13 protein-coding genes are annotated in these 15,335 nt (G+C 65.5%); 3 read left to right on the top strand and 10 right to left on the bottom strand.

The genetic code is table 11. The features are described from left to right. The 7 genes from AB7Z56_RS14740 to AB7Z56_RS14710 all read right to left on the bottom strand — a co-directional run bounded on the left by AB7Z56_RS14740 (position 1) and on the right by AB7Z56_RS14710 (position 10,933). Positions 1–1,650 carry a hypothetical protein gene (locus AB7Z56_RS14740; protein WP_085405891.1) on the bottom strand — a complete coding sequence of 550 codons (1,650 nt, stop codon included), beginning with the start codon at positions 1,648–1,650 and terminating at the stop codon, positions 1–3. Further along, entirely contained in the window at positions 1,640–2,422 is a 783-nt protein-coding gene (locus AB7Z56_RS14735) for a hypothetical protein (RefSeq protein WP_063982262.1), read from the bottom strand. Before AB7Z56_RS14735 ends, AB7Z56_RS14740 begins: the two co-directional genes overlap by 11 nt. Before the next feature lie 72 nt (positions 2,423–2,494). Further along, positions 2,495–4,369, bottom strand: a complete 1,875-nt coding sequence (locus AB7Z56_RS14730) for a flagellar protein (protein WP_354124050.1) — start codon at positions 4,367–4,369, stop codon at positions 2,495–2,497. Between the two features lie 20 nt (positions 4,370–4,389). Continuing rightward, complete coding sequence (gene flgK / locus AB7Z56_RS14725; RefSeq protein WP_354124049.1) at positions 4,390–6,273, bottom strand: flagellar hook-associated protein FlgK; 1,884 nt, start codon at positions 6,271–6,273, stop codon at positions 4,390–4,392. A gap of 34 nt (positions 6,274–6,307) precedes the next feature. After that, positions 6,308–8,584 (bottom strand): flagellar hook-basal body complex protein, encoded by a 2,277-nt coding sequence (locus AB7Z56_RS14720; protein WP_085405888.1) that lies wholly within the window; start codon positions 8,582–8,584, stop codon positions 6,308–6,310. A 291-nt stretch (positions 8,585–8,875) separates the two neighbouring features. Further along, positions 8,876–9,388: a peptide-methionine (R)-S-oxide reductase MsrB gene (gene msrB / locus AB7Z56_RS14715; RefSeq protein ID WP_028148532.1), complete on the bottom strand. Its 513-nt coding sequence runs from the start codon at positions 9,386–9,388 to the stop codon at positions 8,876–8,878. 108 nt (positions 9,389–9,496) lie between these two features. Continuing rightward, positions 9,497–10,933: an NAD(P)/FAD-dependent oxidoreductase gene (locus AB7Z56_RS14710; protein ID WP_085405887.1), complete on the bottom strand. Its 1,437-nt coding sequence runs from the start codon at positions 10,931–10,933 to the stop codon at positions 9,497–9,499. 92 nt (positions 10,934–11,025) lie between these two features. Between AB7Z56_RS14710 and AB7Z56_RS14705 the strand changes: the two genes are divergently transcribed. Both AB7Z56_RS14705 and AB7Z56_RS14700 read left to right on the top strand, forming a co-directional pair. After that, the gene (locus AB7Z56_RS14705) at positions 11,026–11,562 is read left to right on the top strand and encodes a SixA phosphatase family protein (protein ID WP_085405886.1); all 537 of its coding nucleotides are present in this window, start codon (positions 11,026–11,028) and stop codon (positions 11,560–11,562) included. A 60-nt stretch (positions 11,563–11,622) separates the two neighbouring features. Beyond that, a complete protein-coding gene (locus AB7Z56_RS14700; protein ID WP_071917342.1) occupies positions 11,623–12,048 on the top strand; it encodes a universal stress protein in 426 nt (141 codons plus the stop codon). 150 nt (positions 12,049–12,198) lie between these two features. On the opposite strand, the gene AB7Z56_RS14695 is transcribed toward AB7Z56_RS14700, so the two are convergent. Continuing rightward, positions 12,199–12,435, bottom strand: coding sequence for a DUF1127 domain-containing protein (locus AB7Z56_RS14695; protein WP_071912174.1), 237 nt, complete (start codon positions 12,433–12,435; stop codon positions 12,199–12,201). A 185-nt stretch (positions 12,436–12,620) separates the two neighbouring features. Here AB7Z56_RS14695 and AB7Z56_RS14690 point away from each other — a divergent pair, with 185 nt between their 5' ends. Continuing rightward, a complete protein-coding gene (locus AB7Z56_RS14690) occupies positions 12,621–13,964 on the top strand; it encodes an aminotransferase-like domain-containing protein (RefSeq protein WP_014493975.1) in 1,344 nt (447 codons plus the stop codon). Between the two features lie 70 nt (positions 13,965–14,034). On the opposite strand, the gene AB7Z56_RS14685 is transcribed toward AB7Z56_RS14690, so the two are convergent. Together AB7Z56_RS14685 and AB7Z56_RS14680 are read right to left on the bottom strand one after the other, a co-directional pair. Then, entirely contained in the window at positions 14,035–14,625 is a 591-nt protein-coding gene (locus AB7Z56_RS14685) for a YdcF family protein (RefSeq protein ID WP_434057416.1), read from the bottom strand. 71 nt (positions 14,626–14,696) lie between these two features. Next, complete coding sequence (locus AB7Z56_RS14680) at positions 14,697–15,284, bottom strand: hypothetical protein (protein ID WP_085405938.1); 588 nt, start codon at positions 15,282–15,284, stop codon at positions 14,697–14,699. Between the last annotated feature and the right edge of the window lie 51 nt (positions 15,285–15,335).

Genomic DNA, 15,335 nt, shown 5'->3' with positions numbered 1-15,335 from the left:
TCATACCTCGAACGCGGACTTTTCCGGTGCGGTTGCGGCTGCGCCGCGGTCAAGCAGCAGCTCGATCTTCACCAGGACATGGGCGATGCGATCGAGCAGGTGCTGCACATTGCATCGTGCCTGCGCCATATCCGGCGACCAGGCCTCGGTCACGAGCCGGGCGCCGACGCAGAGGCGCAGCACGGCTTGCGGCGCATCGTCCTGCCGCTCCAGCCGGACCGGCTGGCCGATCAGGCTGCGCTGGACGGCGATCTGCCGGTCCGCCGCGCTGCCGCTGATTTCGTCGTTCATGTCACGCCGCAGCGCCCGATGGACGGCGCCGGTCTCGGCCATCGAGACCGGCTTGCCGTCGCGCAGCAGCATGAACGGAAAGATCGTGGCGTGCGCGAACTCCTCGTCGTCCCCGGCAGTCTTCTCGGTCGCCGTTGGAACGGGTTGAAGCGACGGCGACAGCGCGATCATGCTGTCGATGCCGGCGGCAAGCTCGGCCAGCGCCCTGACGCGGAAAGCTCCGGGCACGGCGTAGTAGCCGCCGATCTCCGCGAGCGCCGCCTCCCAGCGCAGCCATTGTCCGAAATTCGGCCGACGCTCGAAGCGTGAGCGCAGCGCCGTCCAGGCCATCGGCCAATCGCAGCGGCCGGCATAGTCGAAGAAGCCCGGCGCAATCCCCTCAATGCGGTCGAGCGACCGCGAAAACCCTTTCGGCACCAGCACCGCGCCGCTGAAGGCAGGGCCACCGAAGAATTTCGAGCCGGTGATCAGCACCATATAGCCGCGGTCGAGATAGGAGCGCAGCCGGCGGCGGCCGAGCCGCGCCTGACAGGCGTCGACGACGACCTGAACCTTGCGCGGCCAGCGCCGCGCGATCTCATCGAGACAGGTCACGCCCGGCGCGCGCCAGCCGAGCTTCGAGGAATCCATGATCTGAAGCAGCACGGGCGCACCTTGCGCGATCGTCGCTTCGATCGCCTCCAGCACCGCGGCATCTGTGTCGGCGCGCATCGCGATCCCGGGCCCGGCCCGAAGCAGCGGCAACGTCACGCTGGCGCCGGCGAGTCCGGCAACCGCGCCGTCCTTGCGCACGACAAGGCCGCTCGCCGTCATGGAGCTGAAATGGTGACCGCGCGCGGTCTGGGCCGTGCCGCTACCGGTCTGGTCGGCGCCGACCACGATCGTCACTGGAGGCGCGCCGAGCACCGCACGCGCCAGGAACAGGGCGTGAAGCTGGGAATCGGTGCCAGACGGCGAGAACACGACGTCGACGCGCGGCGAGAGCTGGAGATGGCCGCGCAACTCCTCGCGCATGTCCTCGCAGCGCGCATCGAAGGCGATCTCGACCTCGTCGAACAGGCACCTGTGCATCAGCTCTTCGCGCGCCAGCGCGGCGCGGTCATAGGCGAGTTGCGAGATCGTCGATGCCGTCGAGGAGGCGAAATTCCAGATCTCGGGTTCCGGCGAGGCCGCACAGCCATAGGCATTGACGCGATCCCCAGCGTCGAGCGCCAGCCGCGGATCTCCGCCGGAGACGAGCAGCGTGTCCAATGGCGTGAAGAGATCGCGCAGGCGGTAGCGCGAGCCGCCGTCGAATGTGCGCTCGGGGACTGACAGACCGGATGCGCCGGCGCTCATCCCGGAAGGCTCACGCCGCATCGGCAGCTGCCGCAGGCGCGGCTGCGAATTGCGAGGCGATGTCGCCGTGGAACACCGACGGCCCGACGTGATCCAGCGAGCTCTCGATGTCGGCCCAGATCTCGCCGCCGATGTCGGTCCAGCGCTTGCAGAAGGCGAAGTCCTCGGAGAGATACGTCCCCGTCGCCGGATCGATCATGCATTCGAACAGCGCGAAGCGGTTCTGGCTCGCCGCCAGCGTGTCGTGCGAATGCTCGCGGAAGAATTGCAGACCGGCATAGTTGGGATGGCGGCACATCGCCTCCAGCACGTGGCGGCGGATCATCAGGAAGCCGGTGCCGGCGTAGCGCACGCGGGTAAAACCGTTGACCACCACGATGCGGTCGGGATCCTCGATCTCGAGCACATAATCGAGCGCGGCCGCCGGCACATCCGCGCGGCCGGACTCGATCGCCCGCCTCGCCTTGTCCCAGTTGACCCGCTTGATCGGATAACAGCCGGCGACGACATCCGCGCCGCATTCGATCAGCCGGAACACCTGCTCGGGCTTGAAGCCGATGTCGGCGTCGATGAACAGGAAATGGGTCGCCTTTGGATCGTCGAGAAACATCGCGGCCAGATTGGCACGCGCGCGCGTGATCAGCGCATCGCCGTCACGCAGGAGCACCTTGAGCTCGAGATTGGACATGCCGTGCACGGCGCGCTGGAGCGCGAAGATCGAGCTCGCATAAATGCTCGAGACCTGCCCGCCGAAGCACGGCGTGGCCACCACCAGCTGCATCTTGTCCGACATCGACGGCCCCCGCCCCGCTCAACTCCTCACCAAAAGGTAAAGAGGCATGGTTAACGGCGTCTTAATGCGCCGTTACAGGAACTTGACGAGCGACAGCTGCGCGAGTTTCGAGGTAACCTGGTAGGACGCTTGAAGCGCATTCTGGAGCGACAGGAGCTCGCTCGCCACCTGATCCGGCGAGGCCGATTCCGCCTGGTCGATGATGGACTGGAGCTGCGCCTTGGCCTGGGTCTGGCGCGTGCCTGCGTCCTTCATCGTGTTCTGGGCCATCGCGAGGTCCGTCTGGATGTCCTCGATGTGCTGCTGGCCGGGCTGCTTCGTCAGCGACTGCGTCACCCGCAGGCTCAGCGCGGAGACCTGCCCGCCCGCATACTGGCTGGTCGGCGAGGTCGAGAACGTCCCGAACACGGCGATCGCCTGCAATTGCTGGCGGATCGCGTCCTCGTTGGCCTGCGCGCCATATTGCACCGTGACTGAATCATCGACCCGCGCCATCGCCGTGGAGCGCGGCGAGCCGGGCCCGTCATTGCCGGTGTACCATTTCACGGTATTGGCCGAGCCGTTGACCAGCGTCGTCGCCGAACTCGCCGGTGAAGAACCGACGCGCAATGGCGGCTGCGTCGCGGTGACCGGCGTCGAGCCGAAACCGAGCGCGTTGAGTGCGCCCGAGTTCGAGGTCGTGATGTTGAGGCTCGCCGCGTCGTCCGTGTTGATCGTGATCGAACCGCCATGCACGGTCGAAGGCTTCGACGTGCCCGTGATCTGGTCGATCTTGCTCATCAGCGTCTGGATGCTGTCGCCGACATTGAGCTGGTTGCCGGTCGCGCCCGAATTGACGAAGGTCAGCGTGGTGCCGTTCACGGTGATGGTGTCGCCGGCGACGAAGCCCGGCGAGATCGAGTTCGAGGGGCTCGCGCCGGACAGCGCCGTTGCTCCGCTGATCGGAGCCGGCGGGGCCGCCTGGTTGTTGACCGGCGCACCGATCGCAGAGCTTGCGGTGTTGAAGAAATTGTCGCCAGCCGTGATCGCGGATGCCGCGACAAGCGAGGTGTTGGCGAGCTTCGTGATCGCGGTGTTCAATGCCGTGTTGAGGTTCGCGGCGGTGTTGCCGGGAGTCGTCGCGTCGATCGCGAAGCTGCCGATCGGCGTCGGCGTGGCCGTGGACGCGGTCAGGTCGACCTGCCCTGTGGTGCCGTCCGGCAGCGTGAACTGGACGCTCAGCTTGTCGCCGTCGTCCGGGTTGAGGCCGTTGAGATCGACCGAGAACGACACCGGCGAGCCGCTCGGGCCGGTGACCGTCGCACCCGTCAGCGTCGAGGACACCGCCGCGATCTTCATTCCGAACGGCGATCCGGCGACGTCCTCGGATACCCGCACCGAGCTCGGCGTCGGCTGCGTCTGCACCAGCCGTCCCATGCCGTTGGCACCGAGGTCGGCGGCCTGGCGTTCCGCCATGACGGTCTTGAAGCCCGCCTGCGTAGTCGTGCCGTTGATGATGTCGCCGGCATTGGCAACCGACTGCGTGTTGAACGCCGTCCCGGAGAACAGATAGCGGTTGCCCGACTGCGTGTTGAGAACGCCGACCATCGAGCCGAACTGCGAAGCGGCCGTGTTCTGCGCGACGGTCTGTCCGTTGACGTTGAGATCCTGCGCGGTGCTTGCGGAGCCGGTCTGCACCGTGTTGCGGATCGTCGTGAGCGACTGGAGCGCGGTATTGGCGAGGTTGATGTTCACGTTCACGTTCGTGATCGTGTCGGTATAGGCGGCGATGTTGGAGAGCTGCGAACGCCCGGCGATCGCAAAGCCCTCGTTGGTGCCCATCCCGGAATAGTTCTGCGACAGCTTGCCGGTTGCGAGCTGCGTCGACAGGTCGGTAAGCTGCTGATTGATGTTGCGGATCTGCGCGCCGAGAACCGACGAAGAGTAGTTGATGCTGCTGATCGACATCTTTTAGAACCCTGTACTGGTTACACTTGAGCCTGGATCAACGTGTTCATCATGCTCTGCACCACCGACATGACGTGGGCGTTGGCGGCATAGGCATTCTGAAGCTGGATCAGGTTCGACATCTCCGAGTCCAGATTGACGCTGGAGGTCGATTCGAACTTGGCCTGGAGCGTCGAGACCACGACGCTCTGGCCCTGCTGGAGCTGGGTGGCCTGGGTCGAGGCGTTGGCCTGGACACTCAGGAACTGCTGGAGGTAGTTCGAGACGCTGCCGGTGAAGGGCTGGTTCGCCGAGCCGAGGCCGGTCGTCGGCGAATAGGAAAACACCGCATTGGTGAGCTGCGAATAGAGATAGTCCGAGCGCGTGGTATCGCCGGCGGGCGTCACCGGCGAGGTGTTGTAGACGGACAGCCGCGTGGGATCGCTGACCAGCTGCGTGTTCACGGCGATGCGCCCGGCAAGGCCGGTCATCTGCGAGCCCGAGGCGGTGATCGCACCGGTGTAGAGCGCCTGCCCGCCGTCGGTGAACACCGCCAGCTGCGGGCTGCCCGAGGTCAGCGACGAGATCGTCTTGGTGGTCGAGGCCGAATTGACCTGGGCAAGGCCGGTATTGTCATCGGTCACCCGCAGCGTCGTGGCCGTCGCCGGCGACGGAGCTGCGGAGAACGTCAGGTGCGAGCCTGAGAGCGCGGTGTTGAGCGCAGCGGCGATCGCATTCATGCCGCCGGAGAAATTGACGCCCACCCGCATCGGGTTGGCATTGGTGGCGTTCTGGAGCGGCAGCGCCGCCGGGTCGGTCACGTTGACGAGCGTGATCTGGCGCTGGGTGTTGGTCGCCGTGTCTTTGTAGGTGATGTTGACCGTATTGCCCGGCTGCGCACCGGCAAGGTCGAGATCGAATCCGGCCGGCGGGCCCGAGACCGTGCTGCCGGCCGTGGTCTTGTCCGACAGCGCGCTCGACATCGTCGCGGCGAGTTGGTCGATCTGGTCCTGCGCCTGCACCAGCGTCTGGTCGCGCAGCTTGAGATCAGCCGCGATCTGGCCGGAGGAGACCACGTTGTTGGCGACGACGTCGAGCTGCGAGCCGTTCGGCAGCTTGATGTTGAGCGCACCGACGCCCGACTTGGCCGGGTCGGCGTTGTAGAGCGAGGTCGCCGACAGCGCGCCGGCGGAGGCAAAGGTGAATTGCGAGGCGAGCCCGGCACCGACGAGCTGGATGCCTGTCGTGGTGTAGATATTGGCCTGGTTCGAACCGTCGGTGGTGACGCGAACGTCGACATATTTCGACAGCGTGTTGATGGCCTGGTCGCGCTGGTCCATCAGCGTCGCGGCGGACGGGTCGTTTGCCGACAAGCCCTGAAGCTTGGTGTTGATGTCGGCGACCTGCTGCATCGCCGCGTTGGCCTGCTGTGCCGACGTGCCGAGATCCTGCTCGACGTTGGAGCGCAGCGACTGGATGCCGTTGGTGGTGACGTTGAGCTGCTTCGCCAACGCCTGCGCCGCGCCGAGGGCAACCGTCTGCGCCGACGACGAGCCGGCGCTCGTCGACAGCGCCTGCAACGCCGTGGTGAATTTGTTCAGCGCGGTTTCGAGCGTGCCGCTGTTGCCGGGCGTGCCGTAGACACTCTGAAGCTGCTTCAGGATGTTAGCCATCTGGTCGGCGTAACCGCTGCCGCCGGTCTCGGTGCGCAGCTGGTTCTGCACAAAGGTGTCGAGCTCCCGGCTGACGCCGGTCGTCATCGCCGTCGAGCCGAAATCGCCGGTGGTGACCTCGATCTGGTTCGGCCTCTGAACGACGTAACCCGGCGTCTGCGAGTTGGCGACGTTCGAGGAGACGATCGAGAGCGCGGCCTGGTTGGCACGCAGACCGCTCATCGCACTGGCGAGGGCTGAACTCAAACCCATATCACTAGCCGCCTTTGGTTACGTCACGCGCCGATCAGCGCAACACGTTCAAGAGATCCTGCACCATCGAATTCGCTGTCGTGATCACCTTGGTGTTGGCCGAATAGGCCTGCTGGGTCACGATCAGCTTGGTGAATTCGTCGGCGATGTCGGTGTTCGAGCCTTCCAGCGACGAGCCGCTGATACTGCCCGACGCGCCGTCGATCGCTGTGCCCGACTGTTCGGTCGCGGCGTAAGCGCCGCCGTCGAGGGCCTTGAGGTAATTGGTGCCGTTGAAGTGCGACAGCGTCACCTGGGCGAGGTTGAGGTTCTGGCCGTTGGAGAAGGTGCCGACCACGAGGCCGCTGTTGTTGACGGCAACCGAGCGGAGCTGACCGGCGGCGTAGCCATTCTGCGTGATGGTGTTGATCGTCACCGCGCCGCTGGTGCTGGCATATTGCGTCAGCCCGCCCGAGGACATGTTGAAGGCGACCGAGCCGAGCGACTGGCCGCCGACGCTGACGTTGTTGATGGTGATGCCCGATCCGCTCGGCGAGGTCAGCGAGCCGTCGCTGGCAAAGGTGAAGGCCTGCCCGGTGTTGACCCAGCCGACCGTCGTGCCGGTCGCATTCGGATCGGTCTGGTAGAACAAGTTCCAGGTGTCGGAATGGCCGGTACCCAGCGAGGCGCTGTCGGTCTTGGCCCAACGCAGCTGCAGGTTCACCGGCGTGCCCGCGGCGTTGTAGGCGGTGACCGCACCGCCGCTGATCGATTCCTTGGTGAACGTGGCGATGTCGTTGCCGATCACGCCGCCGGTGCCGGCAGTGCCGCCACCACCGCGGTTCTTGGAGATGGACGACGTGAAGCCGAGCGCAGCGAAGGCGCTGCTGTTGTTGCTGGTCACCGTCAAGGTGGGATTGGCGATACCGGTATTCAGGGTGATCACGCCGTTGCTGATCGAAGAACCGCTCGCACCGCTGAGCGTGTCGATCTGGCTGAGCAGAGTCGCTATGGAGTCGGTGATGTTGATCTGGTTCGGAGGGCTAGCACCGGAGGCCACGAAGGTGATCGTATTGGCAGCTCCCGTGCCGTTGACCTGGATCTTTTGGCCGACCAGGAAGGGCGTCGAGAGGACTTCCGCCCCGCCGGGCGTCACGGTGCCGCCGAGCTGTGTACCACTCGTAATCGCGGGGGTGGACAGCACGTTACCGCCGCGCGTCACGCTGCTGACGCCGAGCAAGCCTGCCGCAGTGCCGCCGATCGTCACGTCGGCCGTGGTGTTGGTCGTGATCTGGATGTTACCGCTGGCGGTCAGAGTCACGCTGGTCGTGGGGACGCCGGCTCCAGACGCGATCGCGTTGAGGACATCCGACATCAGTGCGCTGGTGGGCGACTTCAGACCAATCGTGGTGACGACAGGGGGGCCTGCAGCCGTCGAAGCGCCCGAGACGGTGTTGTCGAAGTTGATTGTTTGGCCGTTGACCGTCAACGACTTGCCGGCGAGGTTGGTGAGAAGGCTGGTGTTGAGATGCGTGGCCAAGCCGGCATCGAGAGGCGTGCTGCCAGTTGCCGCCGCCGAAGCGTTGTCCTGCAGCGCCACCGAGCCAGTCGCGGTCGTCGCCGTATAGGCCGAGCGCAGATTGCCGGTGGCCGCCGCGCCGGAGACCGTCGCATTCGAATAGGGCGGCGGCGGCGTGCCGACGATCAGCGGGTTGGCGGCGAAATCGGACGGGTTCAGGCCGCCGGCCGCCAGCAGCGTGCCGCTCGCCGCGGTCGAGCTCGCCCCCGTGTTCGGCACGCTCGGCAGGTTCGCGGCGTACTGGATCGAGGTTGTCGCCTGTGCCGGGATGAAGTTGTTCTGGAATTTCAGGACGGACGCCACATTGCCGGTCGGGTTGCCGGTCTTGGGATCGACCGTGACGCCCATCAGATAGTAGCCGGCGCCATTGACCAGGTTGCCGTTGGAATTGAGCTGGAAGTCACCGCGGCGGGTGTAATAGGTGACGCCGCTGAACACCGGCACGTTATCCACGACGCCGGTTGCCTTCTGGATCGAGAAGAAGCCGTCGCCGGTGATCGCCATGTTGGTGGCGACGCTGGAGCCTGAGATCGTGCCCTGCGTCGTGATGGTCGCCTTGGCGTTGGCCGTGACGCCGCCCGCGACCTGCTTGCTCGGCACCGAGGCGTCGGGAATGAGGTCGACGAAGCTGGTCCCGATGCCCTTGTAGCCGGTGGTGGATGAGTTCGCGATGTTGCCGGAAATGTTCTGCAGCGCGTAGGACTGCGCCTGCAGGCCACCCACCGAGGTGTTCATTGCATCGAAGATACCCATAACTTTGTCTCCAGATCCGATCTCGGCGGCCGGTCGACCATGGCCGCAGTCGGAAGAGACAGTCGCAAGGGCTATGCCAATGCGGGTATTCTCAGGAAATCAATGACTTGAATGGGAAGGCCCCGGTCCGATGACCGGGGCACAATTGCCGGGCCGGCAACAATTGCCGGGGCATCGGGTCATTCCGGGGCGGCCCGCAGCACCGAACTCAGGTTCGCAATTGCGCACCTGAGAAGCTCGAGATTCCGGATTCGATAATCACGCATCACTCCGGAATGACTCCAGCGAGACCTACGTTGCCGACGCGGCGGCTGGGTGGAAGACCAGCCCGAAACCGTCGATGCAATAGCGCAATCCGGTCGGCTTCGGACCGTCGTCGAAGACGTGGCCGAGATGGCCGCCGCAGCGCCGGCAATGCACTTCGGTGCGCACCATGCCGAAGGTGCGGTCCTCGGTCTTGCCGACATTGCCTTCGATCGGCTGGTAGAAGCTCGGCCAACCCGTGCCGCTCTCGAACTTGGTCTCGGACGAGAACAGCGGCAGGTCGCAGCCGGCGCAGGCGAAGATGCCCTTGCGGTGTTCCTTGAGCAACGGGCTGGAGCCTGGCCTCTCGGTGCCCTCCTTGCGGAGGATTTCATATTGCTGCGGCGTGAGCTGGGCGCGCCACTCGGCGTCCGTCTTCTCGATCTCGAATTTTTGCGTGGCCTTCTCTCCAGCCTCGGCAGGCGTTCCTCTCAGCCAGCGGAAGGCCGAAAGGCCGAACAGGCCGGCAACAGTCGTCAGCAGGATGCGGCGGTCAAACATCTCATTCTCCGTGCGCGGGGGAGTCCACGCTCTGAGATACGGGCTCTAACGGCCGACGTTACACGTCCGGGCGGGGTTTTTATCAACTTATCGCGAGACACCCTGGTCCTACGAGGCCGGTTCCACATCCTCGGCCACAGGTTTCGGCGGAGGAGCCGGCTGCGGCCGGACGCTGGGCGGCGGACGGCGAGGACCAGTGCCGGCGGCCCGGTTGGCTTCAGCGAGGCGCGCCTCGCGTTCCCGGTCCTTGACCCGCGCACGCTCGCGGTAGCGGGCGAGCGAGCCTGCGGCGGCGGAACTCGCCCTGCCCCAAACTCCCACCAATTGGCCCGCGACCCGCCCGGTCGTGCCGCCCGCCCAGACCAGCTCGAATGGCGAGAACAGCTTCCAGCGGTCGTCGCCCCACAAAATGCTACGCGCGATCAGCTGCCCGGCCACGGCCGACGTGTTCATGCCCTGGCGGCCGAACCCGCTCGCTACCCACAGGCCTTTGCGCAACTGGCCGATCTGCGGCATGCCGTGCACGGTCTGGCCGGTGGCGCCGCCGAACATGTCGGCGATCTCGACATCGCCGAACTGGGGGAAAATCGATCTGATCCGCCGCCTGACCGCGCCCGCAAAGCGCTGCGGACGCGCGGCCCAGGTGGTCTCGGGGCTTTCCCACATCAGGCGGTCGCCGTCGACGACACGGAAATGGTCGACCCCGTCGGAATCCATCACCGATCCCTTGAACGCCACGATCTCGTGCACGCACTCGCCGAGCGGCGCGGTAATCCCGGCATAGCGCCAGACCGGCAGCAGCGTCTCCGACAGGCGCCTCAACGGCGCGCCGAGGTGGATGTTGCCGGCGAGCACGATGTGGGTGGCGCGCAGCCGCGCCGAGGGCGTGACGATGCGCTTGCGGATGCCGGAATGATCGATGCTGACGACCGGCGTATCCTCGAATATGCGCGCTCCCGCTCGCCGCGCCAGCGCTGCGAGGCCGTGCACATATTTGCGGCCGTCGAGCTGGAATGCCCGGGGATAATAGACGCCGTGGAAGTAACGGTCGGTCTTGAGCGCCTCGCGGACGCGATCCACCTGCCAGCCCTCGACCTCCGTGTCGAAATCCTCGTGGAGCATCTGCAACCGGCTGATCAGCCGGTCGCCGGCATCGACGTTGGAGACCTCCAGCACGCCATCGCTCGGGCCAATGCCGGGCATGTTCTCTTCGGTGGCGTTGGCCCGGACGAACTCGGCGCCCTCCTTCGCCAGTGTCCACAATTCGCGCGCGTCCTCGAAGCCGATGCGCTCGATCAAATCTGCGAGCGGCAGCGCAAAGCCCGGCATCACGGTGCCGAGCTGGTTTCCGGAGGCGTTCCAGCCGATATGGCGGCCCTCGAGCACCGCGACGCTGGCTCCGAGCCGGGCTGCCTCCAGCGCGATGGAGAGCCCGGCAAGCCCGGCCCCGATCACGCAGATGTCGGCGTCGAGATCAAACGACAGTCGCGTGCGTTCACGAAAGCCGGCTTCTTCCTGGGACACGCTTGTGAAAGTCTCGCTCATGTCGTTTCCTTAAAGGACCGATCGGGCCCTTGTCACCTTGTCCTCAACCGGCGCCTGTAGATTATCTGGACGCGTAACGATTCGAGAATGCCATGCGCCGTTTGATGCTGCTGCGTCACGCCAAGACCGAGACTGACGCGCCGAGCGGCCGTGACCAGGATCGTTGCCTCGACGACCGCGGCCACAAGGATGCCGCGCAGATCGGGGATTGGCTGGCCACCCATCCCCCCTTCCCCAAGGCCGTGCTGGTGTCGCACGCCGTCCGGGCCCGGCAGACCTGGGACATTGCCTGGGAGACGATGAAGGACCGCGTCGCAGCGCCGCAGGTGGAGGTCTTGCCCGAACTCTACGGCGCCGATCCCGCCCAGATCCTGGAATCCATTCGCACCGCAACCGTTCCGGCCAACCCGAAGCAGTTGCTGCTGGTGGGCCACAATCCCGGCATGCACGAGGCCGCGCTGATGCTGATGGGCGGCGGCGATCCGGCGGGCGCCAAGGCGCTCGCTCACAATCTGCCCACGTCGGGGCTTGCGATCTTCGACTTTGACGTCAAGGATTGGGGTGACGTGGCCTACCGCCGCGGCAAACTGGTGCTGTTCGTCAGCCCCAAGCTGCTTCGATCGGGTTGAGACGCGCGGGGCGCGCCGTCTCGACCGGTTGATCCTAGCTTGGTCAATTGGGAGACGCAGATGTTCAAGTCCATCCTCGTGCCCATCGACCTCGCCGACACCGATCTGGCCAAGCCGGCGCTCGCGACCGCGATAACGCTGTCGCAGACCTGGAGCGGATCGATACGACTGCTCAACGTGCTGCCGATGACGCCGGTGATGCTCGCCGAATACGTCCCGGCCGATTTCGACGAGCAGCAGCGCCAGACCTCCGAGGAAGCACTCGCCATCGTCGCGCGGGAGTCAGGCATCGAGACGGGGCGCATTTCCAGCGTGGTGCGACAGGGCGGCATCTATCATGAGATCCTGGAGGAGGCCATGCACATGAAGGCCGACCTGATTGTGATGACCTCGCACCGGCCGGCGATGCGCACCTATTTCCTCGGCTCCAATGCCGGGCACGTCGTGCGCTACGCCAAGTGCTCGGTGCTGGTGGTCAGGCACTGAGCGCCACAACAAACGCTGTCATTGCGAGCGGAGCGAAGCAATCCAGAGTCTTTCCGCGGTGGCAGTCTGGATTGCTTCGCTCCGCTCGCAATGACGACGCGGAGGCATTGTCACCACGCCCGGACTTGCGGGCGTGGCGGCCGAACAAACTCACAGATACCGCGTCAGCTCGGCCTTGAACTGCCCGTAGACGGCGTCCTCGATCTGGCTGCGCGTGATCCCGATGTCGCGCAAGGCGTGGTCGTCGAGCTCGTTCAGCGTCTTGACGGCAGAGCGGCGCTCCAGACGATCGAACAGCGCATGGGCAACGTTGGCGAGCGTGCTGAAAAATCCGCCCGACGAGGATGGGCGTAAACTCCGCCCGGCAGTTTGCGAGATCGTGGTCATTTTTCTTCTCCGGCCTATTGTCCGCGCAGCGAAGCAGGTGCCGTTGGCGCGGACGCTGTGAGCGCCTGCACCTCATTTGCCATCGGATTGCTCTCGCTCTCCTCGGCTCAATCGCGGAACTTGATGGAACTTAAATGCTCCAGTACACTACTCGGAGCAAGTAAAACATTGCTCTCGGTGCAATAATGTCCAAGTTCGAATACGTGAAGCTTGCCGATGCCATTGCGGCCGATATCACTAAAGGCACGTTAAGGCCCGGCGACCGGCTGCCGCCACAGCGCAACTTTGCCTATGACCGCGGCATCGCGGTCTCGACCGCGAGCCGGGTTTATACGGAGTTGCTTCGCCGCGGGCTCGTCGTCGGCGAGGTCGGCCGCGGCACGTTCATCTCCGGCGACATCAAGCGCGAGGTCGAGGCGTTGAGCGAGCCGCGCGACGCGCGGATCGATTTCGAGGTCAATTATCCGTTATTGCCGCAGCAATGGGCGATGATCGCCAAGAGCCTTGCCGGGCTCGAGCGCGTCGACGCGCTCGAATCCGCCCTGCGCGTCTCGACCAGCACCGGCACCAAGAGCGCGCGCAATGCGGCCGTCGCCTATCTCGCGCGCAAGGATTTCACGCCGCAGGCCGAGCAGATCGTCTTCACCGCCAACGGCAAGCAGTCGCTCGCCGCCGCGCTCGCCGCCCTCGTTCCCACCGGCGGCCGCTGCGGCGTCGAGGCGCTGACCTACCCTTACGTCAAGAGCATCGCGGCGCGGCTCGGCGTGACGCTGGTCCCGATTCCGATGGACGAATACGGCGCACGGCCCGATGCGATCCAGAAAGCGCATCGCGAAGCGCATCTGTCGGCGCTGTATCTCCAGCCCATCATCCAGAACCCGCTCGGCGTCACCATGAACGCGACGCGGCGCGCCGACATCATGCGCGTTGCCGAGAAGCTCGATCTCACCATCATCGAGGACGCCGTCTACGGCTTCCTCGCCGACGACACACCGCTGGCAGCGCTCGGGCCGGACCGTTGCATCGTGATCGACAGCCTGTCCAAGAAGGTCGCACCGGGCCTCGCGCTCGGCATCCTCGTGACCCCGCCGCATCTGCGCGAGAGCGTGATGAGCGCGGTCCGGACCGGCGGCTGGATCGCCTCGGGCCACGCGCTGGCGTCCGGGCAGCGGCTGATGGCCGACGGCACCGTCGCCGAGCTGACGCGGCTGAAACGGATCGACGCTGCGCGCCGGCAGCAGACCGCGGCAAGGCTGCTTGCCGGCTACCAGATCGCGGCCGACGCCCGTTCCTATCATTTGTGGCTGACGCTGCCGCCACACTGGCGCTCGCAGACCTTCGTCGCCGCAGCAGCCCGGCGCGGCATCGCACTGACGCCATCCTCGACGTTTGCAATTGCGCACGGACATGCACCGAACGCGGTGCGGCTCGCGCTCGCCCCGCCCTCGCTCGAGCAGCTCGATTCCGGCCTGCGCACACTCGTGTCGCTGCTCGGCACCAAGGAAGAGGATTTCGACTCGACGGAGTAAGCGAGAGCGTTGCGAGCGAAGTGATACCGGTTCGAAAACGCGTCGCAACAAAGATCCGGCCCTTCGCCGCTCAGGTCGCCGGCCATTCCGCGATAAAGCCCCTCGCCTTGTACGGCTCGATCTTGTCCCATTCGTGCAGGACACGCCGGCGAAACTCGACATTGGTGTGCCAGAGCGCGCGCGGCGTCGCAAAGCTGTCGACGGTGAGCAGCATCTTCTCGACGTCAGGCCAGTGCCGGTGCAGCGTCATCGGGTAGCGGCGCGCCGTCCAGGTGTTGCCGAGGCAGATCACGCTCCGGATGTTTCGCAGTCCAAGCGCTGCATCAATGATCGGCAGCGAGAAGATCACGTTCTCGCCGGTGTTCATTGCGCGATGTTCCTCGAGGATGAGGTCCGCCGGAATGCCGGCCGCGACCATCGCTGCCTTGATGATGGTGCACTCAGATTGCTCCGAGCCCGGCGTCACACCACCGCTGACAATCGACCAGCGGAAAAGGCCCTCGCGCCACAGCCTCGCGGCGGTGTCGGCGCGCAAGCCAACGTCCTCGCGGGTGCCGAACATGAACAACAGATCGGCCGGCCGGAGCGGCGTATCGATCAGATGCGTACGGTTGATTTCGACGATCTCATCCGCTGTAGGCTGCTGCCTGTTGCGATCCATGGTTGGCATGACAGCACGATGCGACACCGGCGCAGGGGCACGAAGTCACGTTTGATTGCGGCCGATTGCACCTAGGGCAGCAACGCCTTCGGCACACGATCAAAACTGTAGCTGTGCGGCTGGTTGCGCCGCACGAAGCCGCCGACCTGCCAGGCGAACAGCGCGGCAAAACCGATGATGAAGAGGGCGCCGGCGAATTCGCCGATCAGGAGCGCGCGGATCAGCAGCCCCGTCATCGCCACCGTCAGCACCGCCAGGAAGGCCAGCACCGCCGCATAGGTCTTGCGGCCGAGGCCTGCGGTCAATTCGGCGCGGCTGCCGGCTTGCGCCATACGTGCGTGCAGTTCGATGATGAAATCGCGAAAACCGTTGTCCTGCGGCGCCATTAACGCCGCGGTCTGCCAGCTCGTCGACAGGATCCTGATGCGGCCGCCGCCGGTGTGGCTGACATCGGCGCGAAAGCGGTGCTGCTGCATCGACACCGGGCGAAACGACAGCCGGATCGCCGAGATCTCGTCATAGCGCCACAGGCCGGAGCGGCCGGCGATGTGCCAGGACAGGCCCTCGTCCGTCAGCTCGAAACGATGCGCCGAGCCGATCAGCGACGCCTTGTAGGCGTAGCTCGTGACCGACGGGCCTTGCGCTCCCGAAACCTGTATCCCCACAATCAATCCCGTCCGCGCAATCCCGCCTGCGATCGGCTTGCGCGA

Origin of the sequence: Bradyrhizobium sp. 482_C4_N1_8 (genome assembly GCF_052075965.1) — a bacterium.
Classification (GTDB): domain Bacteria; phylum Pseudomonadota; class Alphaproteobacteria; order Rhizobiales; family Xanthobacteraceae; genus Bradyrhizobium; species Bradyrhizobium barranii.
Note: the sequence above shows the minus strand (reverse complement) of the source record. Positions and strands in the feature narration are given on the sequence as shown.